Below are 24,826 nucleotides of genomic sequence, written 5' to 3'. Positions count from 1 at the left end.
CTGACCGGCGTCGGGACGGACGCGCGTCAGCGGCCGACGCGTCGACGCACGAGCGCCGCGACGTCGCGGACCTCGCGGACGTGCAGCACGTGGGCCACGCCGACGTAGACGGCCGTGAAGACCACGCCGACCAGGCCGATCTCGACGGCGTTGGCGATCATCCGGCCGATGGCCGTCGTGCCCTCGCCCTCGGCGGCGTACACGCGGATCGGCGCGAGGACGTTGTGGGTGCCCAAGGCGAGCAGGCCCGCCACGAGCGCGGCGACCCCGACGCGGGCCGCGGTGTCCATGACCGCCGCCCCGCCGAGCGGTCCGACGCGGGTGCGGCAGGCCCGCAGGCCGTAGGCGCAGCTGACGACGTTGCCGAGGGTCTGCCCGAACGCCATGACCGCCACGGCGTACTGCGGCGGCACGAGGAACGTGACGCCGAGTGCGAGCATGCTCGTGCCGGTGAGCAGCACCTGCATGACGAACGTCGGGCGTCCGTCCTCGAGGGCGAAGAGGGTGCGGTAGCAGAGCAGGTCGATGCCGAAGGGCACGATCCCGAGGATCATGACGACGAGGGTGATGGCCGCGGTCTCGACCGAGCCGAGGTTGAGGCCGGGGTTGAGCAGGGCGATGATCGGCTCGGCCTCGACCATGACGAACGCCATGACCGCGACGTTGACGACGAGCGGCAGGGCGATGCCGGTGCGGATGTCGTCGCGCATCCGTTCGACGCGGCCGCCCGCGGCGGCAGCCGACAGACGCGGGAAGAGCGCGGTGATGATCGAGACGGTCACGAACGCGTGCGGCAGCATGAAGATCGTGAAGGCGATGCCGTACACGGCCGGGCCACCGACCGGGACGTTCCCGGGCACCCGCGCCACGGCGTGGTTGAGCGCGCCCTGGCTGACGAAGAAGCCGAGCTGTGACACGACGAGGCCGACGAAGGCCCAGACGGCGAGGCGGCTGACCCCGCCGAGACCGGCGCCGCGGATCCCCCACCGCGGCCGGTAGCGGAACCCGGTTCCGCGCAGCGCCGGGACGAGCGACAGCGCCTGCACGACGACCGAGATCGTGGCCGATCCCGCGAAGAGCCAGATCATGCCCGGCGTCCACTGCTCCGGGGTGCGCGGGAAGGGCTGGCCGTTGTGGAACTGGCGCGGCGCCGGGTACATGACGATGAACACGACGAGGCCGGTGACGGCGACGATGTTGGCCATGAACGGCGCCCACGCGAAGGCGCCGAACTTGCCCCGTGCGTTGAGGATCTGACCGAGCAGGGCGAAGAGGCCGTAGAAGAAGATCTGCGGCAGCGTGATGTAGGAGAAGGCGAGCGCGAGCTGCTTGACGCTCGGCTCGCTGGTGCCGGCGAGCATCCACACGAAGAGGCCGGCCCCGGCCGTCACGAGGACGGTGATGACCGCCATGCCGACGAGGGCGAGGGTGATGACGCGGTCGGTGAACTCCTGCCCACCGTCGGGCAGGCGCATGGCGCGCGAGAGCGACGGGATGAGGACGGCGTTGAGGATGCCGCCGGCCGCGAGCATGTAGAGGACGTTGGGCAGCGTGTTGGCCAGCGAGAACGCGTCTCCGGCGAGGCTGGCGCCGATGATCGCGGTGATGAGGGCGGCCCGGACCGTGCCGAGGACGCGCGAGGCGATCGAGCCGCCGAACATCGTCAGGCTCGAGCGCGCGACCGACGGGGCCGACTCCGGCTCGAGGCCGGGCGCGGCGTCGCGAGGTGCTTCCGGTGCGGGCGCCGTCATCGGCGGCTCGAGTGCTCGTGGACGAGCTCGGTGACCCGCGTCAGCACGTCGGGGTCGGTGTTCGGCGGGACGCCGTGGCCGAGGTTGAAGACGTGGCCAGGCGCGTGGCGACCCTCGTCGACGATCTCGCGGACGCGTCGCTCCAGGGCCTCCCACGGGGCGAAGAGCAGCGCCGGGTCGAGGTTGCCCTGGACGGCGTAGCGGGGCCCCAGCCGCTCGACGGCGTCGGTGAGCGAGACGCGGTAGTCGACGCCGACGACGTCGGCGCCGGCCTCGCCCATGAGCGTCAGCAGCTCTCCGGTGCCGACGCCGAAGTGGATGCGGGGCACGTCGAGGTCGGCGACGGCCCCGAGCGCAACGGCGGAGTGCGGCATCGCCCGGGCCTTGTAGTCGGCGCGCGAGAGGGCGCCGGCCCATGAGTCGAACAGCTGGACGGCGCTGGCGCCGGCCTGCACCTGCACACTCAGGAACTCACCGGAGATCTGGGCGAGCCGCGCGCACAGGGCGTCCCACAGCTGCGGGTCGCCGTGCATGAGGGCCTTGGTCTTCTCGTGGTTCTTCGAGGGCCCGCCCTCGACGAGGTAGGACGCGAGGGTGAACGGGGCACCGGCGAAGCCGATGAGCGGCGTCTCGCCGAGCTCGGCCACGAGCAGGCGTACGGCCTCCGTGACGTAGGGGACGTGGTCGGCGGTCAGCGGCACGAGCTGGTCGAGGTCGGCGTGCGATCGGATCGGGCGGGCCACGACCGGACCGACGCCGGGCACGATGTCGAGGTCGACGCCGATGGCCTTGAGCGGCACGACGATGTCGCTGAAGAAGATGGCGGCGTCGACGCCGTGGCGGCGCACGGGCTGGAGCGTGATCTCGGTGACGAGCTCGGGGCGCATGCACGACTCGAGCATCGGCACGCCCTCGCGGACGGCGCGGTACTCGGGCAGCGATCGCCCGGCCTGGCGCATGAACCACACCGGGGTGCGCCCGACCGGCTCGCGGCGCGCGGCTCGCACGAGGTCGCTCTGTCGCGTGGCAGCAGGGGCATACGTCGGCACCGGTCAATCCTGCCATGTGCACGGCGGTGCCCCGGCCCGCCACGACGGGCGCGGTGGTGACAGGAGTGACGCCTGCGCAGACTGTGCCGACCTGCCCGGAACGCCCCGGCGTGCCCTGAGACAGATCCGGGGCTCCCGGCTTACCCTCATCTGGTGCACACGAGAACGTTGCCGGGAGGCCACGGGGCGGTTTTTGCGAGGACGCTGACCGCCCTGCGCGACGTCCGGCTGCGTTCGGAGGTGCGCCTCACGGAGGTGCCGGCCCCGACGCGCATCGCGCCCTATGCAGCCGCGTTGACCGCCGACGTCATCGACGTCGCCGACCCCGAGGAGGACCTCGCCACCGGTCGGTTCGTCCTCCTGCACGACCCCGCGGCCCCCGACACGTGGGACGGCCAGTGGCGCGTCGTGACGTTCGCCCGGGCCGAGCTCGAGCCCGAGCTCGCCGGTGACCCGATGCTCGGAGCGGTCGGGTGGTCGTGGCTCAGCGACTCCCTCGCTGGGCGTGGACTGGCGTGGACCGCCGAGGCCGGCACCGTGACGAGGGTCGTCAGCGAGAGCTTCGGCGGCCTGGCCGACCGCGAGGCGAGCGTCGAGATGGAGATCCGGGCGTCGTGGACGCCGACCGCCGGTGACGTCGTCGAGCACCTGCGCGCCTGGGCGGACATGCTCTGCACCATCGCGGGCATCCCGCCGCTTCCCGACGGCGTCGTCCCCCTGCCGGGGCAGCGCCGGTGACGGCGCACGCCGAGCACACCGGCACCGAACCGGCGTCCGACCTCGCTCCCGCGGCGACGACGAACGAGCCGGCGGCCACCGCTGCGGCCACGTCCACCGACACCATCGAACCGACGCCGCTGCTGCACCCGCGCGACGGCGTGCCCGACGTCGTCACCGACGAGCGCACCCTCGTACGCGCGGCGGAAGCCATCGCCGGCGGCACCGGCCCGATCGGGATGGACGCCGAGCGCGCGTCCGGCTACCGGTACGGCCAGCGCGCCTACCTCGTCCAGCTACGACGCCAGGGCGCCGGCACCTGGCTCGTCGACCCCGTCGCCTGCCCCGACCTCTCCCCGCTGCAGGAGGCCATCGGCGAGGCCGAGTGGATCCTGCACGCAGCCACCCAGGACCTCCCGTGCCTCACCGAGGTCGGGTTGCGTCCGCACGCGCTCTTCGACACCGAGCTCGGCGGTCGTCTCGCCGGCCTGCCGCGCGTCGGCCTCGGCGCCATGGTCGAGCACTACCTCGGCCTCCAGCTCGCCAAGGAGCACTCTGCGGTCGACTGGTCCACCCGACCGCTGCCCGAGCCGTGGCTGCGCTACGCCGCCCTCGACGTCGAGGTGCTCGCCGACCTGCGCGACGCGGTGGCCGCCGACCTCGACGGTCAGGGCAAGGGAGCCTGGGCCACCGAGGAGTTCGAGAGCCTGCTGTCCTTCACCGGACCCGAGCCGCGCGTCGACCCGTGGCGGCGCACGTCGGGAATGCACCGGGTGCGCGGGCGGCGCGGCGTGGCCGTGGTGCGCGAGCTCTGGTTCTGGCGCGACGCCGTGGCCCAGCAGCGTGACGTCTCCCCCGGGCGGGTCCTGCCCGACGCCGCCATCAGCGAGATCGCGGTGGCCAACGCCCGTGCCACGACCCCGCCCCGCTCGGTCGGGTCGTCCGACCCGCGCCTGGCCCGCTCGATCCGCCGCAACCAGGAGGCGATCATCGAGGCCGTGGCCCGCGCGCTCGCGCTGCCCGAGGACGACCTCCCGCCACTGACCCTGCCGCCCACCGGTCCCCCGCCGCCCAAGGCGTGGGCCGACCGCGACCCCGTCGCAGCCGGACGCCTGGCCCGGGCGCGCGAGCTGCTGACCGCCGTGTCAGGCGAGCTGGCGATTCCCGTCGAGAACCTGCTGACCCCCGACCTGCTGCGTCGCTTCCTCTGGGAGGGCCCGGCTGCGCCGTCCACGAACGAGATCGCGGATGCCCTCGAGTCGATGGGGGCGCGACACTGGCAGACCCGCATCGCCGCCCCCCTCGTGGCCGTGGCATGCACGGAGCACCCACGGTGAGGTGGCTCACGCCCGCCGGCACGGACGGGAAAGTTACCCGGCAGTAGGATCGAGGGAGCGGCTTCACGCCGCCCACCCCTGTCCACGACCGAGGAGGCCTCGTGCCCCGTCAGCTCCAGGAGGTCGTCTTCGTCGACGGCGTGCGAACGCCGTTCGGCAAGGCCGGTGAGAAGGGCATGTACGCCCACACCCGTGCCGACGACCTCGTCATCAAGTGCGTCCGCGAGCTCCTGCGCCGCAACCCCGACCTGCCCAAGGACCGCGTCGAGGAGGTCGCCATCGCGGCCACGACGCAGATCGGCGACCAGGGCCTGACGCTCGGGCGCACCGCGGCGCTGCTCGCGGGCCTGCCGAACACGACGCCCGGCTACTCGGTCGACCGGATGTGCGCCGGCGCCATGACCGCCGTGACGAACACCGCCTCCTCGATCGCCTTCGGCGCCTACGACGTCGCGATCGCCGGCGGCGTCGAGCACATGGGGCGCCACCCGATGGGCGAGGGCGTCGACCCGAACCCGCGGATCATCGCCGAGAAGATCGTCAACCCCGACGCGCTCGTCATGGGCAAGACGGCCGAGAACCTCCACGACCGCTTCCCGCAGCTGACGAAGGAGCGGGCCGACGCGTTCGCCGTCGCCAGCCAGGACAAGCTCGCCGCCGCGTACGCCGACGGGCGCATCCAGCGCGACCTCGTCAGCGTCGCGGTCCGCGACGGTGACGACGCGTGGGGCCTGGCCACGACCGACGAGCCACCGCGGCCCGGCACCACCGTCGAGGACCTCGCCGCCCTCAAGACGCCGTTCCGCCCGCACGGCAACGTCACCGCGGGCAACGCCGCCGGCCTCAACGACGGCGCCACGGCGTGCCTGCTCGCCTCGGAGGCCGCGGCGTCCGAGCTCGGGCTGCCCGTCCGGATGCGTCTCGTGTCCTACAGCTTCGTCGGCGTCGAGCCGGAGGTCATGGGCGTCGGCCCCGTGCCCGCCACGGAGAAGGCCCTCTCCAAGGCGGGGCTGGACATCGAGGACATCGGCCTCTTCGAGCTCAACGAGGCGTTCGCCGTGCAGGTGCTCGCGTTCCTCGACCACTTCGGCATCGCCGACGACGACCCGCGCGTCAACGAGTACGGCGGCGCCATCGCCACGGGCCACCCGCTGGCCAGCTCCGGCGTGCGCCTCATGACGCAGCTCGCCCGCCACTTCGAGGCCCACCCGGAGGTGCGGTACGGCCTCACCGCGATGTGCATCGGCATCGGCATGGGCGGCGCGGTGATCTGGGAGAACCCGCACCACACCGACTACGTGCCCGCCAGCACCCAGGAGGAGGTCGCGTGACCACCACGACCGACAAGCCCACAACCGACAAGGCGAGTGCCGCAACGGGGTTCGCCGGCGAGGTCGTGACGCACGCCAAGGTGCGCGACGTCGAGCTGCCCGCCGGAGGCGGCACCCTGGCGCTCATCACGCTCGACAACGGCTTCGACCACACCAAGCCGAACAGCTTCGGCCCGCAGGGCGTCGCCGAGCTGACGGCCGCCATCGCCCGGCTGCGCGAGCGCGAGGAGGCCGGCGAGATCGTCGCCGCCGGCGTCACCGGCAAGCCGTTCGTCTTCGCCGTCGGTGCCGACCTCACCGGCATCCCGCACGTCCGCGACCGCGAGCAGGCCCTCGAGATCGCCCGCGCCGGTCACGCCGCCTTCTCGGCGTTCTCCGACCTGCCCGTGCCGACCTTCGCCTTCGTCAACGGCGCGGCCATGGGCGGGGGTGTCGAGCTCGCCCTGTCGGCGACGTACCGCACCCTGAGCGCCGGCGTGCCGGCCGTGGCCCTGCCGGAGGTCTTCCTCGGCCTCGTCCCGGGCTGGGGCGGCTGCTGGATGCTGCCGAACCTCGTCGGCATCGAGAAGGCCCTGACCGTCGTCATCGAGAACCCCCTGAGCCAGAACCGGATGCTCAAGGGCGTCGACGCGTACCGGCTCGGTCTCGCGGACGCCCTCTTCGAGCCGGCCGACTTCCTGGAGGAGTCGCTGGCGTGGGCCTCGGCCGTCGTGCGTGGCGAGGTCGTCGTGCAGCGCCCGGAGGTGGACCGCGACGAGCAGCGCTGGGAGGGCGCGATCGCCAAGGCCCGCGCCACCGCCGACGTCAAGACCGGGCGCCAGGCCCGCAGCCCGTACGCGGCGCTCGACCTGCTCTCGGCGGCGCGCACCGCCACCCGCGAGCAGGGCTTCGCCGCCGAGGACGAGGCCCTCGCCGACCTCGTCATGAGCGACGAGCTGCGCGCCGGGCTCTACGCGTTCGACCTCGTGCAGCGTCGGGCCAAGCGCCCGGCGGGCGCACCGGACAAGGCGCTCGCGCGCCCGGTGACGAAGGTCGGTGTCGTCGGTGCGGGCCTCATGGCCAGCCAGCTGGCCCTGCTGTTCGTCCAGCGGCTCCAGGTGCCGGTCGTGCTCACCGACGTCGACGAGGCCCGGGTGGCCAAGGGCGTCGGCTACGTGCACGCCGAGCTCGACAAGCTCGCTGCGAAGGGCCGGCTGAACCCGGACCGCCTCAACCGCTACAAGGCGCTCGTCACCGGGGCTGCGGACAAGGCCGGCTTCGCCGACGCGGACCTCGTCATCGAGGCGGTCTTCGAGGAGATGGGCGTCAAGCAGCAGGTCTTCGCCGAGGTCGAGGCCGTCGTGTCGCCCGAGTGCGTCCTCGCGACGAACACCTCGAGCCTGTCGATCGCCGAGATGGCCTCGCGGCTCGATCACCCGGAACGCGTCATCGGGCTGCACTTCTTCAACCCGGTCGCCGTCATGCCCCTGCTCGAGGTGATCCCCGGCGAGGCCACCGACGAGGCGACGCTCGCCACCGGCTTCGCCGTGGGCAAGGCGCTGCGCAAGACGTGCGTCCTCGCCGCGGACCGCCCCTCGTTCATCGTCAACCGGCTCCTGGGCCGGTTCATGGGCGAGGCGGCGCGGGTGCTCGACGCGGGCACCCCGATCGAGGTCGTCGACCGTGCCTTCGCGGGACTAGCGCCGATGCCGCCGTTCGTCCTCATCGGGCTCGTCGGGCCGGCGATCGCGCTGCACAACGGCGAGACCCTGGTGCGCGCGTTCCCGGACCGCTTCTACGCCTCGCCGACGCTGCAGCGCGTCGTCGCCGCGGGCAAGCCGGGGTTCTACGACCTCAGCTCGGGGCGACCCGTCCTCGACCCGGAGGTCGCCGAGCTCGTGGAGAAGCCGGCCGAGCCCGTCGTCCTCGACGCCGCGCAGGTGCGCGAGCGGGTCCTCACGGTCCTCGCCGACGAGGCCCGTCGGATGCTCGACGAGGGCGTGGCCCAGTCCCCCATGGACCTCGACCTCGCGATGATCACCGGCGCCGGGTTCCAGTTCTGGAACGGCGGCATCACCCCGCTGCTGGACCGCACCGGCGTCGCCGAGCGCGTCACCGGCACGCGGTTCCTGCCGCCTGGCGCGGCCGACGCCCCGCGCTGACGCCCATCCGCGCACCTGACGACGCCTGCCGCCGGACCTCCCGGCGCCAGGCGTCGTTCAGTCGAGCAGGTGTGCCGTGAGCCCGCGCTCGACGAAGCGGGTGAACTCCTCGGGGGTCCAGCCACCCTGGGTCACGAGTCGGTCGTAGAAGGTGGTGTAGAGCATGAGGACGTCGCGCGCCTGTCCCGGCGTGACGTCCGACCGCAGGTGGCCATTGGCGACGAGGTAGGCCGCGTTGTGCTCCATGCGGGCAGCGCGCTCGTTCTCGATCGTCGCGTACAGCGCCGCGGCCTCGGGGTCGACGGCGGCTGCGGCCTCGACAAGGCGGTGGACGGGGTCGGCGAGCGCCCCCACCTCGGCGGCAAGGCGCGCCCAGTTGCGCACGATGGCCCTGCCGTCCGCGGCAGACCGGGAGCCGGCGTCGCTGCGGCGTTCTGCGTGCACGGGCCCGGGCCCCGCGAGCGACCGGTGCCAGACCGCCTCGAGCAGCCCACCCTTGGACCCGAACCACTTGTACACGCTCTCGACGGACACCCCGGCCTCCGCCGCGACCCCGGACATCGTCGTCGCCGTGAAGCCGTCGGCGAGGAACCGGTGTCGGGCCGCCGAGACCACGGCGGACCGGCGTTCGGCGGAGCGCGCACGCCGCCCGGACGCGTCGTAACGACGGCGCGGCCCCTCGGCGGAGGAACCCTTGACGATGCTCGGCACGGGGAGGATCCTTCTTATCGGATACAGCGCACTGTATCGAATTGAGGGCATGACGACATGAACACCGACTCCGCTTCCCTGGACGTCCTCGACCGTCTCGTCACCGCGGTGAACGACCACGACCTCGACCGGCTCGTCAGCTGCTTCGCCGAGGACTACCGGCTGACCGACCCCGTCCATCCGGCCCGCTCGTTCGAGGGGGCGACCCAGGTACGCAGGAACTGGTCGACGATGTTCGCGGCGGTGCCCGACATCCACCTCGAGGTCCAGGACCGCGTCGTCACCGACACCGGGTTCTGGCTCGAGGCGACACAGGCGGGAACGCGCCACGACGGCGTCGACATCACGACCCGGACGGTGTTCATCGCGCGGGTCGAGGGCGGGCAGATCCGCAGCGCCCGCATGTACGCCGCACCGGTCGAGGAGGGCGGACCCGGCATCGACGCCGTCTTCGCCGCCATGGCCGGCCTCTCCCCGACGCCTCCGGCGCGGACCGGCAGCAGCGTCCCCTCCCAGGGGGTGCCGTCATGATCACCGTGGTGGGTGGCAGCGGCCGGCTGGGCCGGCTCGTGTGCGCCCAGCTGGTGGCGGACGGCCGGGCGGTACGGGTGGTCGGCCGGAGCACACCGGCAACGCCGGTTCCCGGCACCGAGTTCGTCGCCGCGGACGTCCGCGCCCCGGAGTCGCTGCCGTCCGCCCTGGCCGGCTCGCGGGTCGTCGTCTCGGCCGTGCACGGCATGGACCCGAACGCCGGGGAGTCGCCCGCGGGGGTGGACCGCGACGGCAATCGCGCCCTCATCACCGCCGCCAGGGCCCTGGGAGCCGAGATCGTGCTCGTCTCCATCATCGGCGCCCGACCCGACCACCCGATCGAGCTGTTCCGGATGAAGGCCGCTGCCGAGGGCTGGCTGCGCGAGGGCCCGGGCACCGGCGCCCCCGACTGGACCATCGTCCGCGCGTCCGCCTTCGCCGAGATGTGGCTCGAGCTCTTCCGCACGACCGCGGGCGCCTCGGGCGTCCCGCGCGTCCTGGGGAGGGGCCGCAACCCGGTGAACTTCGTGTCGGTCGACGACGTGGCGGCAGCCGTGGCGCGGGCCTGCATCGATCCCGCCCTTCGAGGACGCGTCGTCGAGGTGGCCGGCGAGAACCTCAGCGAGACCGAGCTCGCGGCACTCGTGACGCCGGCCGGGCACCACCCCGGCCACGTGCCGACCGCCGCGGTCTGGGCCATCGGGACCGTCCTGCGCCCCTTCCGTCCGGGTCTGGCACGCGTGGCGCGGCAGACCCTCACCATGGAGCACGTCCCGCTCGTGGCCGACCCCGGGCCCGGCCACGCCGAGCACCCGTGGCTTCCGCAGACGCCGATCGCGGAGACGCTGACGCACTGAGCCATGGACGGGCCTGCCCGTCCCGGGGTATACCATTCGCCCCGATTTCACGTCTGGCCCCGTCAGGCGCGGCGAGCCTGTGTGCATCTATCTCATATATGAGTTAGAGTCGCCGCTCGTGACCCAGACCTACCTGACCCGGATCGGCGGACTCATCCGCGACGCCCGACGCCACAAGGGGATGACACAGTCCGAGCTCGCCGAGCTCCTCGGCACCTCGCAGAGCGCCGTCGCGCGTATCGAGCAGGGCCGCCAGAACCTCAGCCTGGACACCCTCGCCAAGATCGGTGACGCCCTCGACTCCGAGTTCGTCTCCCTCGGCCACTCCGGACCGCAGCACCTGCGTATCGTCGGCGGCCAGAAGCTGTCCGGCGAGATCGACGTCAAGACGAGCAAGAACGCCGCGGTCGCGCTCCTGTGCGCCTCCCTGCTCAACCGCGGCCGCACGACGCTGCGCAACCTCGCCCGCATCGAGGAGGTCAACCGCATCCTCGAGGTGCTCTCCTCGATCGGCGTGCGCACCCGCTGGCTGCCCGACAGCAACGACCTCGAGATCGTGCCGCCCGCCCGTCTCGACCTCGACGGCATCGACGTCGCGGCCGCCCGCCGCACCCGCACCGTCATCATGTTCCTCGGCCCGCTGCTGCACGAGTACGAGGGCTTCCGCCTGCCCTACGCCGGCGGCTGCGACCTCGGCACCCGCACCGTCGAGCCGCACCTGAGCGCCCTGCGCCAGTTCGGGCTCGAGGTCACCGCGACCCACGGCTTCTACGAGGCCCGCAGCGACCGCTCGGTCAACCCGGGCCGCGCCATCGTGCTCACCGAGCGTGGCGACACCGTCACCGAGAACGTCCTCATGGCCGCAGCGCGGTACGAGGGCCAGACGATCATCCGCAACGCCTCGTCGAACTACATGGTCCAGGACCTCTGCTTCTTCCTCGAGAAGCTCGGCGTGCGCATCGAGGGCATCGGGACGACGACGCTCACGGTCCACGGCCGCACGGCCATCGACGTCGACGTCGAATACTCGCCGAGCGAGGACCCGATCGAGGCGATGAGCCTCATCGCGGCGGCGGTCGTCACCGACTCGTCGATCACGATCCGCCGCGTGCCGATCGAGTTCATCGAGATCGAGCTGGCGACGCTCGAGGGCATGGGGATGAAGTACAACCTCACGTCCGAGTACGTCTCGGCCAACGGCAAGACGCGACTCGTCGACCTCACGACGATCCCCGGGCCGCTCAAGGCGCCGACCGACAAGATCCACCCGATGCCGTTCCCCGGCCTCAACATCGACAACCTGCCCTTCTTCGCGCTCATCGGAGCGGTCGCCGAGGGCAGCACGATGATCCACGACTGGGTCTACGAGAACCGCGCCATCTACCTCACCGAGCTGACCAAGGTCGGCGGCCGCGTCCAGCTGCTCGACCCGCACCGCGTCATCGTCGAGGGCCCGACGCGCTGGCGTGCGGCCGAGGTCGTGTGCCCGCCGGCGCTGCGTCCGGGCGTCGTCATCCTGCTCGCGATGCTGGCCGCTCCGGGCACGTCGGTGCTGCGCAACGTCTACGTCATCAACCGGGGCTACGAGGACCTCGCCGAGCGCCTCAACCGCCTCGGCGCGACGATCGAGGTCTTCCGCGACATCTGAGACGACACGCGCAGCCCGGGCCCGAGAGACGCCCGGGCTGCGTTGTCGTCACCTCCTCCATCTGGCGGGAGGCCAGGGCTGCAAGCCCGACGTGCCCGTGATCGTTGCGTGTTCATGCAGTGCGCAGGCAGACAACCGACCCCGCACACCCTGCGTAGTGACGAAGCACCGGCCGCAGCGGTGAGATTTCCGGACCATTTGACCGTTTTGCACGCATTTCCGGGCGACATGCATCGGGACGTCGAAAATCACACCCCCGAAACCAGCAAATCGACGGGAATGCGCATTCCGTGAATTGGCCCCAGCCTGTCGGACGAGCGCGCTACATTTCCGTTCGCCCGCTGCTGCCCAGCGCGGGACATGATCTCGCCCGGGCGCCAGCTACCGGCCACGGCGAGCCGTACAGGGGGTTTTCATGGGCGTACGCCGCCGAGCCGTCATCGCTGCTGCCGTCACCTTCGGTCTCATGCTGCCGCCAGGCTCTCAGGCCTTCGCCAGCGCAGGCACCGACCCATCCGAGTCCAAGCAGGAGCAGCTCGCCGAGCTGCACGCACGGCCGACACCGGGCCAGCCGCACTCCCACCGAGTTGGCACAGGGCGCCTGAGCGCCCTTGCGGTGCAAGGGGACTCAGGCAAGGTGGTCCTCTCCGTCAAGCTGCGTGGCGGATCCCGTGCCGGTACGTCCCTGGCCGACGTCGCCCGGTCGGCGAAGGCGCAGGGCGGAGTCCAGCGCCGCGCGCTGCGTCAGCTGGGCACCCTCTCCCTCGAGGTGCCCAAGGGTGCGGCCTCAGGTCTCGCGGCGCAGCTGCGGAAGCGCTCCGACGTCACGCGCGTCGACGTCGTCGGGCGCAAGAACTTCACGTTCGTGCCCAACGACGAGAGATACGCCGCGAGCGCGCCCTACCTCGACGCAGTCAACGCCCCCACCGCATGGGACGTCCAGCGAGGGGATGCGGCCGTACGGATCGCGGTCATCGACAGCGGCGTCGACCTCACCCACCCCGACCTCGCCGGCCGGGTCACCGACACGTACAACGCCGTCGACTCCAGCACGGACGTCGTCGACGAGGTCGGGCACGGCACCTTCGTCGCCGGGGTCGCCGCAGCCACGGCGGACAACGCCATCGGCATCGCCGGCGCGTCGATGGGCGCGAGCGTCATGGCCGTCAAGGTGGCCGACCCCGCCGGGCAGGTCTGGTCGGACGCCGAGGCCGCCGGCATCATCTGGGCCGCGGATCACGGCGCCAACGTCATCAACCTGAGCCTGTCCAGCACCAGCCCCGACCAGGTCGAGTCCGACGCCGTCGCCTACGCCGTGGGCAAGGGCGTCCTGGTCGTCGCGGCCGCCGGCAACGACGGCGGGACCACGGCGCACTACCCCGCGGCCTACCCACAGGTCGTCGCGGTCGGTGCGACCGACGCCGCTGGCCAGCGGGCACCGTTCTCCCAGTACGGGTCGTGGCTGACCGTCGCAGCGCCCGGCACCACGATCACCAGCACGTCGCCGGTGGCCGGCAGCACGTTCTTCCAGCCGGAGTACGACACCGCAGGCGGCACGTCGTTCTCCGCACCGCTCGTCGCGGCCGAAGCCGCTCTGCTGTGGTCCCGAAGCCCAGGCGCCACCGCTGCCGAGGTCCGCGCCGCCATCATCGCGTCCGCCCATGGGTACGCGGGTCTGGGCCTCGGAGCCGGCCAGGTGGACTTCCGGGCCGCCATGGACGCCCTGCGGCCGGACTCGACGCCGGCCCTGACACAGCCGACCGACGGGGCGAGCGTCTCGGGCGCGGTCACGGTGACCGCGGCCACGACCGCACCCAAGATTCGCTTCTACGTCGACGGCTCGCCGCTGGGCGTTCCAGTGGCCACCGACCCCAGCACCGGCACCGCCAGGACCAGCTGGTCCACGTGGGGCTCGGCCAACGGCGCTCATACGCTTCGCGCTGTCGATTGCAGCCTCAAGGACCTGTGCGCCCGCAACGGCGCTGTGGCAGGCGTCAACGTCACCAACGCGGTCCCGGTCATCACCTCGCCGCGGGCGTCTCAGCTAGTTTCGGGCTCTGCCACGTTCACCGCCACGGCCCCCGGTGGCGCGGTCGGCTTCGTCATCGACGGCGTGCGGCGCGGCCTCGACACCAGCGCTCCGTACGCGTTCACCTACCCGGTCAGCGCCCTGACCGACGGGAACCACACCGTCACCGCGGTCAGCTGCTCGGCGGCCGGTGCGTGCTCGGGGCCAGTCTCCGCGTCCGTGACGTTCCGCAACCAGTCGCTGCACCCGAGGTTCACCGCCGCCGGTCCAAGCGTGTTCAGCCCGAACGGTGACGGCCGGTACGACACGACGAAGCTGACCTACTACCTTCCCGATACCGAAGCGGTGAAGTACCAGGTGCGCAACGCCGCCGGCACCGTGATCCGGGGACCCGCAAGCCTCGGGACCCTGGGCGTCGGCACCCGGTCCTTCGTCTGGAACGGCCTGACCAACAGCCGAGCCCGTGCCACGAGTGGCACGTACCGCGTCGAGCTCGTCACGACCCGGGCGACGACCTCAGGCACCTTGCGCGGCGCCGCGGCCATCAACGTCCGGGTCGACCAGGTCGCTCCCACGATGAGCTCCATCACAGGCAGCGGCACCGGCTTCTATCCCTACCCGGACACGTACAAGGACACGTTCTCCCCCGCCCTCACCCTCAGCGAGGCAGCGACCGTCACCCTGACCGTGCGCACGAGCGGGGGTGGCCTCGTCCGGACCGTCACGGGCAGCCGTGCCGCCGGCCGCACGAGCATCACCTGGAACGGCCGGAACAACGCGGGATCCCTCGTGGGTGCCGGCACGTATTACTGGACGCTCACCGCACAGGACCGCGCCGGCAACCGGCGCGCCGCCGCGAGGTACTCGGTCGTCGTCAGCAGCAAGCGACTCGTGACCAAGACCGCGACCCTGAACAAGAGGGGCTCGCAGTTCACGTCCGCCGGTGGCAGCGACGACTCCTGCTCGTGGGCCAGCCTGTCCTCGTCCGACTTCCGCCCCTACGGGCTGTGGCTGGCCAACACGTGCGACGCGTACTACGGCCTTGAGATCGCGGGCGGTGTCTATCGGTTCACCCTGCCGTCTGCGGTGAGGTACAGCTCGCTGAAGCTGCAGAGCTACGGCAACTCATTGGCGACGTCGAAGCTCGCAGCGGGGTTCACCAAGTGGGGCACCGACAACTACGCATTCACCCCGGAGATCTACACGAGCACCTCGACCGCATGGCGCACCCTCGGCTCGGTCTCACCGACCGGCGTTGTCAGCTCCTCCAGGGTCGTCGAGACGACCGTGTTCGTCCCCAACCGCTACTACAAGAACGACTACGACATCAGCTACGTCCGCCTCGTCATCACCTACAAGGTCCTGGCCTGAGCCTTGGCCACCTGCCGTATGCCTGCTCCCGGCCGACGGGAGCAGGCACACGGCAGGGCAAGAGGTCCCACCCACGTATGTGGCGGGGCCTGCTGAACACTCAGGACGCGAAGGCACAGGGGGAGCTGATGGGCGGAGCGGGTACGTCATCACGGGTACGGGCGCGGCGGCTGCGCTGGCCACTGGTCGCATCGGCCGGTGTCGCGATGCTCGCCGGTTGCGGCAGCACCGTTGCGCCACAGGCGTCGACCCCGGGGAGGACCACTGTCGTCGGCGTGTTCGCGGCCGACCCGAGCCCGGGCACGGACACACCGACCGTGTGGCTGCCCGACGACTTTCGGGTGGAGCGTCGGACCTGGGGCGGGATGTGCCCGGGCGGCCCGTGCGGAAGCAGGTTCGTGGTCACCGCCTCCGGCGCGTGGGTCCTCACCTCCGAGGGGCGCACCACGACCGGCACGCTGCCCCGCGACCAGGTCATCGCCCTCACCTACGCGGTACGCATCACCCGGCTCGGGCGCGCGCGACCGGCGCGCCAGACTGCGCGGCGAACCGCGACGGCACGTCAGTGGCCTATGCGTGGACCTTCGCCGGCGCATCGGGGTCGGCCTCCTCCTGCGAGCACCCGCTCAACCTCAACGACTCCCTGCCGGTCGAGGTGGAACGCGTCGCGCAGTCGGTCATCCCCTGACGCGCCGGACGAGCACCCCTCCGAGCGCGCCGACCACCACGGCGATGAACGCGGTCGTCGTCGGGGTCGCCGGCCCGAACGCGGTGGCCGTCGAGGTGAGTGAGAGCCGGAACACCTCGAGGCCGTCGTGTGCGAGCTCGGCCAGCTCGGCGCTGCGGACCGGCGTTCCGCGCAGCGACTCCAGCACGTACCGGGTCGCGGTCAGCACCGAAGGCGTCAGGACGAGCAGCACGAGGGCCAGCACCCAGCCGACCAGCCGCCAGATCGGGCGCATCCCGAGCACGGCGAGCAGGACGCCGACCCCGACGCCCGTGAGAACCGCGAGCGTGGTCGGTAGCCAGGTCAGGGGCTGCGGACGCGACGGGTCCGCGAGCGCCACGATGACGAGCTGGCCCAGCCAGTCGGCCCCGACCACGACGAGCGGCGTCGCCGCCACCGTCCGCAGGACCGGTCCGCCCAGCGAGGCCCCGAGCCCGAGCAGCAGGCCGAGCAGCGAGCCGGCCACCGTGAGCGCGACGAAGGCGAGGCGCACCGTGTCGGCCGTGCGTCCCGAGCCGCCGAGGTCGGGATCCGGCCCGAGCGTCTGGGCCACGGCCCACGAGGTCGCGGCGGCGGCACCCAACGTCGCCAGCAGTGCGAGCTGCCACCGGCGCCGGAGACGGTCCCGGCTCCACCACGGCGCGGAGCCGGCGAGGGCGCCGGCGACCACGGTGACGAGCAGCAGCGTCATGAGCTGCTGGTGCTGGAAGGGCAGCAGGGCGCTGCGCAGGTCGTTGCGCGGGTTCCACGGCGTGCCGAAGGTGTGGGTGCTCGAGCGCGCGACGATCCACGGGAGCAGGCCGGCGAACCAACCCCCCAGTGCCAGCAGTGGCACGGCCCAGACCCACGAGCGCGGCGACGCGCCGGACCGGCGGTGCGGCGGCGGAGCCACCCCGTCGCGACCCCCGACCTCGCGGACCGCGGTGTCCTGCTGCCCGGCGGTTCGTCCGTCCGTGTCGTGCCCTGCGCCGTCTCCGCGCCCTGCGCCGTCTCCGTCGTCCGCCCATGCCGGACGCGGCACTCCTGATGTCGACGTCACCGTCGAACCTCCCCTGTCGTGACCGCGGCCGGTCGGCCGCGGGTGCATGACGTCGACACCACCAGACCGCGGTGCGCGCGTCAACGCGAACGAGCCACGGGAGAGGTGTCGTTCTCGTGACGGTTGTGCGAGGGGACGAGCGCGCTCGGAGTGGCATCGCCGCACGTGTGTGATCGCACACCGGATGGGCCGTTTTGTGTCCGCGGCCCACACAGGTGCCCCCGGGGGCCGTCCCTAGTCTTCCCGCATGGCCGACGCCCGCAACGACGCACGCGACGCCGCCCCGGACTCCCCCGCGCGGGTCCCCACGGCGGCCAACGAACCCATCGACCTCACCGGGCGCACGGCCCTCGTGACCGGAGCCGCGAGCGGCATCGGGGCGAGCATCGCCCGCGCGCTGGCGGCAGCCGGTGCCAAGGTGCACGCGGTCGACCGCGACGCCGAGGGCCTCGCCTCGCTCGACGGCGTCGAGGGCGTCATGCCGGTGACGGCCGACCTCGCCGACCTCGACGGGCTCGCAGCGCTGCCCACCGACGTCGACATCCTCGTCAACAACGCCGGCATCCAGCACGTCAGCCCGATCGAGGAGTTCCCGCTCGAGCGGTTCAACCTCATCCTCGACCTCATGCTCGTCTCCCCCTTCCGCCTGATCCGGCAGTCGCTGCCGCACATGTACGACCGGGGCTGGGGCCGCGTCGTCAACGTGTCGAGCGTCCACGGGCTGCGCGCCAGCGCCTTCAAGTCGGCCTACGTCACGGCCAAGCACGGCCTCGAGGGCCTCTCGAAGGTCGTCGCCCTCGAGGGCGGACCGCGTGGCGTCACCTCGACGTGCATCAACCCCGCTTACGTGCGGACGCCCTTGGTGGAGAAGCAGATCGCCGACCAGGCCCGTACCCACGGGATCCCCGAGGCGGAGGTCGTCGAGAAGGTCATGCTCGAGCCGGTCGCGGTCAAGCGGCTCGTCGAGCCCGATGAGGTCGCAGCCCTCGCCCTGTTCCTCTGCGGGCCCGCGTCGGCGTCGGTCAACGGCACGTCCTTCTCGATGGACGGCGGTTGGACGGCGCACTGAGCGCCGCGGCGCCGCGTCGACCTAGGATCTGGCCGTGGTGACCCGCAGCGAGACGATGACCGTCGACCAGGTGATGCGCCTGCTCGAGCTGCTCGCCGCCGACGCCTCGGTGGCCGAGGTGGCGGCCGCCGACGCTCCTGCCGAGGCGCGCGACCTCGCCCTGCGGATCACGAGCGCCCGTGAGGTGCACCAGCACCGCGAGGCGGGCCTGGCCGCCCTTCTCGACACCGCCCGCGAGCTCGCGACCGAGAGCGACCCCGGGTCGGTCCTCGACGCCATCGTGAGGCGGGCCCGCCGGCTCGTCGGCACCGACCTCGCCTACCTGACCCTCTACGACCCCGAGGCCGGCGACACCTTCATGCGCGCGACCGACGGGTCGGTGTCGGCGGCCTTCCAGTCGGTGCGCCTGGCGCTCGGTGCCGGTCTCGGCGGGCTCGTCGCCTCGACGCACAAGCCGTACTGGACCGCCGACTACTGGTCCGACGAGCGGTTCCGGCACACGTCCGCCATCGACGGTGCCGTCGGCGAGGAGGGGATCATCGCCATCTGCGGCACTCCCCTCATCGTCGAGTCGCACTTCGTCGGCGTGCTCTTCGCCGCCAACCGGTCCTCGCGCCCGTTCACCCGCGAGGAGGTCGCGCTCCTCGGCAACCTCGCGACGCTCGCCGCGGTCACCCTCGTGCAGACGCGCGCCCTGGCCGACGCCGAGAATGCCCTGGCCCAGCTGTCCGAGGCGCACGAGACGGTGCGCCAGTACGCCGAGGGCATCGAGCGGGCCGCCGCTGCCCACGACCGGTTCGCCTCGCTCGTGCTCGGCGGTGGCGGCGTCGACGACGTGGCCCGGGCGTTGTGCGACCTCCTCGGCGGCTGGGCCGTTCTCGTCGACGAGGACGGCACCCGCATCGGCACCGCCGGCCCGGCACCCGACCCGGGCTCCGGACGCGTCGGGCTCCTCGAGGACCTCCTGTCGAGCGTGCCCGGGCAGGGCTCCGGTCGTCTCCTCGAGCGCGAGGGCATGTACGTCCTGCCGATCACCGCGGCGCGCGAACGGCTCGGCACCCTGGTCATCGGCGGCATCGACCGGCTGCGCGAGTCCGAGCAGCGCACGGTGGAGCGCGCCGGGGTCGTCACGGCCCTCGTCCTGCTCTTCGAGCGGCAGGCCGCCGACGCTCGCCAGTCCGCCCGCAACCGACTCGTGTCCGATCTCGTCAGCGCCCGCGGCAGCCGCGAGGAGCGCCTCCAGCTGGCGCGCACAGCCGGCCTGGACCCGAACCGGCCCTTCTGCGTGCTCGTGCTGCGCGGCGAGGACCCGCACGGCCATCGCGCCCTGCTCCTCTCCGCCAGCGCAGCCACCGACGAGGTGGCGCTCGTCGGCTCGCACGACGGCGACGTCGTGGCCCTCGTCCCGGGCACCGACGCCGACGGCCTGGCCCGTGCGGTGGCGGCCCGGATCGGCCGGCGCACCTGCGTCACCGTGGCCGGCGTCGGCCCGGTCGAGGGGGTCGACGGCGTGCCCACCGCGCACGAGGAGGGCGCCCGCACCGTCGGGGCGCTCATCGCGCTCGGGCACAAGGGCAAGGGTGCCGCCGCCACCCAGCTCGGCTTCGCCGGGCTCATCGTCGGCTCGGCGCCGGACGTCGACGACTACGTGCGGCGGCTCCTCGGCCCCGTCATCGAGTACGACGACCGCCGCGGCACCGACCTCGTCGGCACCCTGGCGGCCTACTTCTCGGCCGGGGGCAGTCCGCGTCACGCCGCCGGCACGTTGCACGTCCACGTCAACACCGTGTCACAACGGCTCGAGCGGATCTCGGCCCTGCTCGGTGCCACGTGGCAGCAGCCCGACCACGCCCTGGAGCTGCAGCTGGCCCTTCGCCTCCGGGCCCTCCAGTCCCCCGCCTGACGCCGACCGCCGCCTCCGCGCCGGTCGAGGTGTCCCGCCGCGGTCTGGCGCGCAGGAATACCTCGACCGGACGGGGACGTATGCGGTTGGAGGTGCTCCGTCGCGGTCAGGCGCGAGGGATCACCTCGACCCGGCAGCAGGGGCCGCCAGAAGACGGTCGACGGCGTCGACGACGGCCCCGACGCCGGTCTCGCCGAGGATGACGTCGTAGTGGTTGGCGTCGACCGAGGTGGTGTGCACCGACGCCGGCACGTCGAGGGCGGCCAGGCGCTGCTCGTCGTAGATCCCCTGCGGCTCGTCGAGCAGGCCGCGGCGGGCCCAGACGAGCTCGAGGGGGACGCCACGCGCGGCAGCGGTGCGGACGGCGGCGTGCGTCTCCGGGTCGGCGAGCACGTCGGCGCCGTCGGCCCGCACCGCGTCGAGGACGCACGTGCTGTGCCACGAGCCCGGCGCGTCGGGATCCTCCACGAGGTCGTGCTCGATGTAGGCGCGCGCCGCGTCGCCCCCGGGCCCCTCGAGCACCGGGCCGAGTGCCGGGTGCTTCTTCCAGAAGTCGAGGTACTCGCCCGGGCCGCCGAAGCGCATCCGGAGCCGGTCCATGGCAGGGCCGATGACGGCCTGCAAGGCCGCGTCGATGTCCACCGAGGCGTCGACGGGGAAGGCGAGGCCGCCGTCGACGAGGACGGCGCCGGCGAACCGGTCGGGGTGGCGGGCCACGGCCAGGGCGCTGATGAAGGCGCCCATCGAGTGGCCGACGAGCACGGGCGCCGCCCCGAAGACCGACGCGGTCTGCACGAGGTCGTCGACGTGCGCCGCGAGGCCGTACGGTCCGGGGGCCGACCGGCTGTCTCCACGGCCGCGCAGGTCCGGCGCGAGGAGGCGAACCGCACCCGGGCCGTGCCGCCGCGCCACCTCGTCGGCGACGCGTCGCCAGGACAGCCCGTTGGCCGTGATGCCGTGGACGGCCAGCACGACAGGCGCCTCCGGGGCGACAGGCCCGACCGTGAGGTCGTGGATCGCGAGGCTGCCCTCGGGCAGCTCGATGACGAACGCGGACTGGGTCATGACGAGGCCCCTGCCTTCCGGATGATCCTCCCGCCGAGACCGGTGAGCCCCGACGGTGCGAAGTAGACGACGACGACGAAGAACGCGCCGAGGATGAACAGCGGCTGCGACAGCACCTGGCGCACCACCTCGGGCAGCGACTGCAGGACGCCGGCGCCGCTCACCTCGACAAGTCTGGCATCGGCATAGGTGTAGAGCACGCCGCCCATGACGGCGCCCCACCGGCTGCCCGCGCCGCCGAGCACGACCATGACGAGCAGCGAGAGCGTGAACTCCGAGGTCGTCAGGTGCGGGCTCGAGCCGCCGAGCACGAGGGCGTGGACGACGCCGCCCAGCGCACCGAGGAACGACCCGGCCACGAGGGCCAGGAGCCTCACCCGGTAGGTGCCGAGCCCGATGACCGCGGCTCGCTGCTCGTTCTCACGGACGGCCGCCATCGCGTGCCCGGCCCGCGAGGCGACGAGCAGCGAGACGGCGACCCACGTCAGAGCCAGGAACGCGAGCGCGAGCCAGTACCGGTAGGGGGCGTTGGCCACGCCGACGAGCACGTCGGGCAGGGCTGCGCGGTTCATGGTGCGCCCCTCCTCGCCGCCGGTCGCGCCACCCGGGTCGCGCATCACGATGATCGAGGCGGCCTGGGCGAATGCGAGCGTCACCATGGCGAAGGCGATCCCGCCGACCCGCAGGGCCACGGCGCCGACGACGAGCGCGAGGAGCGTCGACAGCCCGAGCGCCAGCCCGACGGCGGCGGGCAGGGGCAGCGACCACGATGCGGTCGAGATCGTCAGCAGGTAGCTGCCGGCGGCGACGAAGAGGGCGTGACCGAAGCTGAGCAGCCCGGTACGCCCGAACAGGACGTCGTAGCTCAAGGCGATACCGCCGATGACGAGGCACGTGGCGAGCAGCTGCATCGAGCCGGGGCCGTTGAGACGCCCGGGCAGCACTCCCGGCACGTCTACCGGCAGGTAGGGCAGGTAGGCCAGGACCGCGAGGACGACGACGGGCGCGAGCCGAGCCATCCAGCGTCGCAGGCCTCCCGCACCCTCCACGCCCTTTGCGGGCGGCTGCTCGGAGGCCTGCGCGGGATCCGGCTCCCCGGCCTCCTGGTCGGTCGACGTGTCGCGGTCGCTCGCGGCGTCGGTGACGCCGGCGCGCGTGCTCGGGGTCATGCCGGGGCTCCCTTCAGGGACGTCGGCCGCAGGAGCAGCACGAGGGCAAGCAGGAGGACGACCGACAGGTCGCCCACGCCGCTCGCGGCGTAGTAGTTGGCCAGCTGCTGCACGAGCCCGACCGCGACCGCCGCGAGGGCGGTGCCGGTCAGCGACCCCATCCCGCCGATGACGACGACGATGAAGGCGTAGATGAGCAGCGATCCACCCTGCCCGGGTGAGACCGCGCCGGCGTACTGGGCGTAGAGGACGCCGGCGAGGCCCGCAGCGGCACCGCCGATGGCGAAGACCACGGTGAAGGTGCGCCGCACGTCGATGCCGAGCGCTTCCACCATGGTGCGGTTCTCGACCCCGGCGCGGATGACGAGGCCGAGACGGGTCAGGTGCAGCAGCGCGAGCAGGCCACCGAAGACGACGAGCGCGACGAGCAGGTAGACGAAGCGGTCGTTGGGGACCGTCGCCCCGAGCAGACGCGTCGTGCCGCCCATCCATTCGGGCTTCTCCACCGGGCGTGGGTCTGATCCCCAGATCCCTTGCGCCGCAGCCACACCCGCCAAGGACAGGCCGACGGTGACGAGCACCTGCTGGATGTGCCGCCGGTAGAGCGGCCGGATGAGGACGACCTCGACGACGAGGCCGACGACGGCCCCGACGAGCACGGCCACGAGCACCGCCGCGGCAAGGCGCAGCACGACCGGCCACCCCAGCGGCAGGTCGCGCATCGTCAACCACGCCGCGTACGCGCCCGCCGTCATGAAGGCGCCGTGGGCGAAGTTGAGCACCCCCATGAGCCCGTAGACGAGGCTCAGGCCGGACGCGGCCAGGAAGTACAGCGCGCCGAGCCCGAGGCCGGTGAAGAGGATGAGGACGAGGTCGCTCACGCGGCACCCTCCCGACGCATGGCGACGCCGAGCAGCTCGCGCGTCAGGTCGGCGTCGGCCACGAGGGCCGCCGCGTCGCCCCGGTGCACGACGCGTCCGGCGTCGAGCACGACGACGCGGTCGGCGATGCGCCGCACGAGAGGCAGGTTCTGCTCCACGAGCAGGACGGGTGTCGTGCGGGCCACCTCGGCCAGCACGTCGGCGACCTCGGTGACGAGCTTGGGCGCCAAGCCCTTGGTCGGCTCGTCGACGAGGAGAAGGTCGTTGTCGCGCAGCAGGACCCGCGCGAGCGCGACCATCTGCTGCTGTCCGCCGGACAGCGTGCCGGCCCGCTGTCCGCGCCGCTTGACGAGGTCTGGGAACAGCTCGGCGACGACAGGCGCGTCGACGCCGCGTTCGGGGTCGACGAGCCGGAGGTTCTCCTCAACGGTCAGTCCGCCGAACACCTCGCGGTCCTCGGGCACGTACCCGACTCCCCCGCGGATGACCCGGTGCGTCGTCAGGGCGTGGATCGGTTTGCCGCGCAGAGTGATCCGACCGGTCCGCGGAGCCAGCCCGATGACGGCCTTGAGGGTCGTCGTCTTGCCGACGCCGTTGCGCCCGAGCAGTGCGGTGACGCCGCGCGACGCGACGTCGAAGGAGATCCCCTGCAGGACGTGCGATCCGCCGTAGCGGACGTGCACGTCCTCGAGACGGAGGACGGGTGGGTCTGTCGGTCGTTCGATGCTCACAGTGCCTCTCCCAGGTAGGCCTGCTGCACGCGCTCGTCTGCCGTCACCTCGGTGGGGGCACCGACGGCGAGCAGCTGGCCGTGGTGGAGCACGGCGACGCGGTCGGCGAGGCCGAGGACGACGTGCATGTGGTGCTCGACCATCGCGACGGCGACGCCGGTGTCGCGCACCTCGGCGATGATCTCGGTGAGGCCGTCGACGTCCTCCGCCGACACCCCGGCCATCGGCTCGTCGAGCAGCAGCACGGCGGGGTCGGCGGCGAGGGCCATCGCGAGCTCGAGCTTGCGGCGGTCGCCGTGCGACAGGTCGCGGGCCAGCGTGCCGGCACGCCCCGGCATCCGGACCCGGGCGAGCAGTCCAGGCACCCGTCCCGAGGACTCCGACCTGTCGTCGCCCGCCCGCCGGAAGGGCGAGAAGGGCGAGGAGCCTGCGGCCTGCACGGCCAGGCGGACGTTCTCACCGGCGGTGAGGCCGTCGAAGAGGGCAGAGGTCTGGAACGACCGGGCGAGGCCCAGCCGAGCGCGACGCGTCGCGCTCGCCCGGGTGACGTCGTCGTCCCGCAGCGTGATCCGGCCGTGCGTGGGTCGGGTGACGCCGCTGAGGATGTTGACGAGCGAGGACTTGCCCGCCCCGTTGGGGCCGATGATGCCGAGCAGCTCACCGGCCCCCACGGAGAGGGTGACGTCGTCGAGGATCCGGGCGCCGCCGACGCTCCAGCCCACCGCCTCCGCGCTGATCATGTGCCGATCATGTGCTGGTCACGCACCGA

20 protein-coding genes are annotated in these 24,826 nt (G+C 72.6%); 11 read left to right on the top strand and 9 right to left on the bottom strand.

Annotated elements, in window-relative coordinates:
- Positions 1 to 26: 26 nt before the first annotated feature.
- Together murJ and hemE are read right to left on the bottom strand one after the other, a co-directional pair.
- Entirely contained in the window at positions 27 to 1,751 is a 1,725-nt protein-coding gene (murJ, locus tag AC3A5R_RS07980) for a murein biosynthesis integral membrane protein MurJ (RefSeq protein ID WP_487620223.1), read from the bottom strand.
- A complete protein-coding gene (gene hemE, locus AC3A5R_RS07975; protein WP_487620222.1) occupies positions 1,748 to 2,800 on the bottom strand; it encodes a uroporphyrinogen decarboxylase in 1,053 nt (350 codons plus the stop codon). The genes murJ and hemE overlap by 4 nt, the downstream gene beginning before the upstream one ends.
- A gap of 153 nt (positions 2,801 to 2,953) precedes the next feature.
- On the opposite strand from hemE, the gene AC3A5R_RS07970 reads away from it, so the two are divergent.
- The 4 genes from AC3A5R_RS07970 to AC3A5R_RS07955 all read left to right on the top strand — a co-directional run bounded on the left by AC3A5R_RS07970 (position 2,954) and on the right by AC3A5R_RS07955 (position 8,326).
- A complete protein-coding gene (locus tag AC3A5R_RS07970) occupies positions 2,954 to 3,538 on the top strand; it encodes a DUF3000 domain-containing protein (protein ID WP_323098565.1) in 585 nt (194 codons plus the stop codon).
- Positions 3,535 to 4,854 carry an HRDC domain-containing protein gene (locus AC3A5R_RS07965; RefSeq protein ID WP_487620221.1) on the top strand — a complete coding sequence of 440 codons (1,320 nt, stop codon included), beginning with the start codon at positions 3,535 to 3,537 and terminating at the stop codon, positions 4,852 to 4,854. Before AC3A5R_RS07970 ends, AC3A5R_RS07965 begins: the two co-directional genes overlap by 4 nt.
- A 101-nt stretch (positions 4,855 to 4,955) precedes the next feature.
- Positions 4,956 to 6,185, top strand: coding sequence for a thiolase family protein (locus AC3A5R_RS07960; RefSeq protein ID WP_487620220.1), 1,230 nt, complete (start codon positions 4,956 to 4,958; stop codon positions 6,183 to 6,185).
- A complete protein-coding gene (locus AC3A5R_RS07955; protein WP_487620219.1) occupies positions 6,182 to 8,326 on the top strand; it encodes a 3-hydroxyacyl-CoA dehydrogenase NAD-binding domain-containing protein in 2,145 nt (714 codons plus the stop codon). The genes AC3A5R_RS07960 and AC3A5R_RS07955 overlap by 4 nt, the downstream gene beginning before the upstream one ends.
- A 57-nt stretch (positions 8,327 to 8,383) precedes the next feature.
- On the opposite strand, the gene AC3A5R_RS07950 is transcribed toward AC3A5R_RS07955, so the two are convergent.
- Complete coding sequence (locus AC3A5R_RS07950) at positions 8,384 to 9,037, bottom strand: TetR/AcrR family transcriptional regulator (protein WP_487620218.1); 654 nt, start codon at positions 9,035 to 9,037, stop codon at positions 8,384 to 8,386.
- 57 nt (positions 9,038 to 9,094) lie between these two features.
- On the opposite strand from AC3A5R_RS07950, the gene AC3A5R_RS07945 reads away from it, so the two are divergent.
- The 5 genes from AC3A5R_RS07945 (at position 9,095) to AC3A5R_RS07925 (ending at position 16,161) form a co-directional block, all read left to right on the top strand.
- The gene (locus AC3A5R_RS07945; RefSeq protein ID WP_487620217.1) at positions 9,095 to 9,568 is read left to right on the top strand and encodes a nuclear transport factor 2 family protein; all 474 of its coding nucleotides are present in this window, start codon (positions 9,095 to 9,097) and stop codon (positions 9,566 to 9,568) included.
- Positions 9,565 to 10,425 (top strand): SDR family oxidoreductase, encoded by an 861-nt coding sequence (locus AC3A5R_RS07940; RefSeq protein WP_487620216.1) that lies wholly within the window; start codon positions 9,565 to 9,567, stop codon positions 10,423 to 10,425. The genes AC3A5R_RS07945 and AC3A5R_RS07940 overlap by 4 nt, the downstream gene beginning before the upstream one ends.
- A 118-nt stretch (positions 10,426 to 10,543) precedes the next feature.
- Entirely contained in the window at positions 10,544 to 12,073 is a 1,530-nt protein-coding gene (locus AC3A5R_RS07935) for a helix-turn-helix domain-containing protein (protein ID WP_487620215.1), read from the top strand.
- Positions 12,074 to 12,488: 415 nt separating this feature from the next.
- Positions 12,489 to 15,473 (top strand): S8 family serine peptidase, encoded by a 2,985-nt coding sequence (locus AC3A5R_RS07930; protein ID WP_487620214.1) that lies wholly within the window; start codon positions 12,489 to 12,491, stop codon positions 15,471 to 15,473.
- A gap of 565 nt (positions 15,474 to 16,038) precedes the next feature.
- Positions 16,039 to 16,161 (top strand): hypothetical protein, encoded by a 123-nt coding sequence (locus AC3A5R_RS07925; RefSeq protein ID WP_487620213.1) that lies wholly within the window; start codon positions 16,039 to 16,041, stop codon positions 16,159 to 16,161.
- On the opposite strand, the gene AC3A5R_RS07920 is transcribed toward AC3A5R_RS07925, so the two are convergent.
- A complete protein-coding gene (locus AC3A5R_RS07920) occupies positions 16,151 to 17,035 on the bottom strand; it encodes a hypothetical protein (RefSeq protein WP_487620212.1) in 885 nt (294 codons plus the stop codon). The two genes, AC3A5R_RS07925 and AC3A5R_RS07920, sit on opposite strands and share 11 nt — an antisense overlap.
- Positions 17,036 to 17,486: 451 nt before the next feature.
- Between AC3A5R_RS07920 and AC3A5R_RS07915 the strand changes: the two genes are divergently transcribed.
- Both AC3A5R_RS07915 and AC3A5R_RS07910 read left to right on the top strand, forming a co-directional pair.
- The gene (locus AC3A5R_RS07915; RefSeq protein WP_487620211.1) at positions 17,487 to 18,308 is read left to right on the top strand and encodes a 3-hydroxybutyrate dehydrogenase; all 822 of its coding nucleotides are present in this window, start codon (positions 17,487 to 17,489) and stop codon (positions 18,306 to 18,308) included.
- Positions 18,309 to 18,342: 34 nt separating this feature from the next.
- Positions 18,343 to 20,211, top strand: a complete 1,869-nt coding sequence (locus AC3A5R_RS07910; RefSeq protein ID WP_487620210.1) for a helix-turn-helix domain-containing protein — start codon at positions 18,343 to 18,345, stop codon at positions 20,209 to 20,211.
- Between the two features lie 120 nt (positions 20,212 to 20,331).
- Here AC3A5R_RS07910 and AC3A5R_RS07905 read toward each other — a convergent pair whose 3' ends face one another.
- From AC3A5R_RS07905 to AC3A5R_RS07885, 5 genes are read right to left on the bottom strand one after another with little or no spacing between them, the layout of a single operon-like run.
- Positions 20,332 to 21,276 (bottom strand): alpha/beta fold hydrolase, encoded by a 945-nt coding sequence (locus AC3A5R_RS07905; RefSeq protein WP_487620209.1) that lies wholly within the window; start codon positions 21,274 to 21,276, stop codon positions 20,332 to 20,334.
- A complete protein-coding gene (locus AC3A5R_RS07900) occupies positions 21,273 to 22,445 on the bottom strand; it encodes a branched-chain amino acid ABC transporter permease (RefSeq protein ID WP_487620208.1) in 1,173 nt (390 codons plus the stop codon). The genes AC3A5R_RS07905 and AC3A5R_RS07900 overlap by 4 nt, the downstream gene beginning before the upstream one ends.
- Positions 22,442 to 23,326, bottom strand: a complete 885-nt coding sequence (locus tag AC3A5R_RS07895; protein ID WP_487620207.1) for a branched-chain amino acid ABC transporter permease — start codon at positions 23,324 to 23,326, stop codon at positions 22,442 to 22,444. Before AC3A5R_RS07895 ends, AC3A5R_RS07900 begins: the two co-directional genes overlap by 4 nt.
- Positions 23,323 to 24,057, bottom strand: coding sequence for an ABC transporter ATP-binding protein (locus tag AC3A5R_RS07890; protein WP_487620206.1), 735 nt, complete (start codon positions 24,055 to 24,057; stop codon positions 23,323 to 23,325). The genes AC3A5R_RS07895 and AC3A5R_RS07890 overlap by 4 nt, the downstream gene beginning before the upstream one ends.
- Positions 24,054 to 24,797, bottom strand: a complete 744-nt coding sequence (locus AC3A5R_RS07885; protein WP_487620205.1) for an ABC transporter ATP-binding protein — start codon at positions 24,795 to 24,797, stop codon at positions 24,054 to 24,056. Before AC3A5R_RS07885 ends, AC3A5R_RS07890 begins: the two co-directional genes overlap by 4 nt.
- Between the last annotated feature and the right edge of the window lie 29 nt (positions 24,798 to 24,826).

Source organism: Intrasporangium sp. Soil_C_50, assembly GCF_057656595.1.
The sequence above is the reverse complement of the archived record's forward strand: the minus strand, read 5'-3'. Positions and strand labels throughout refer to the sequence as shown.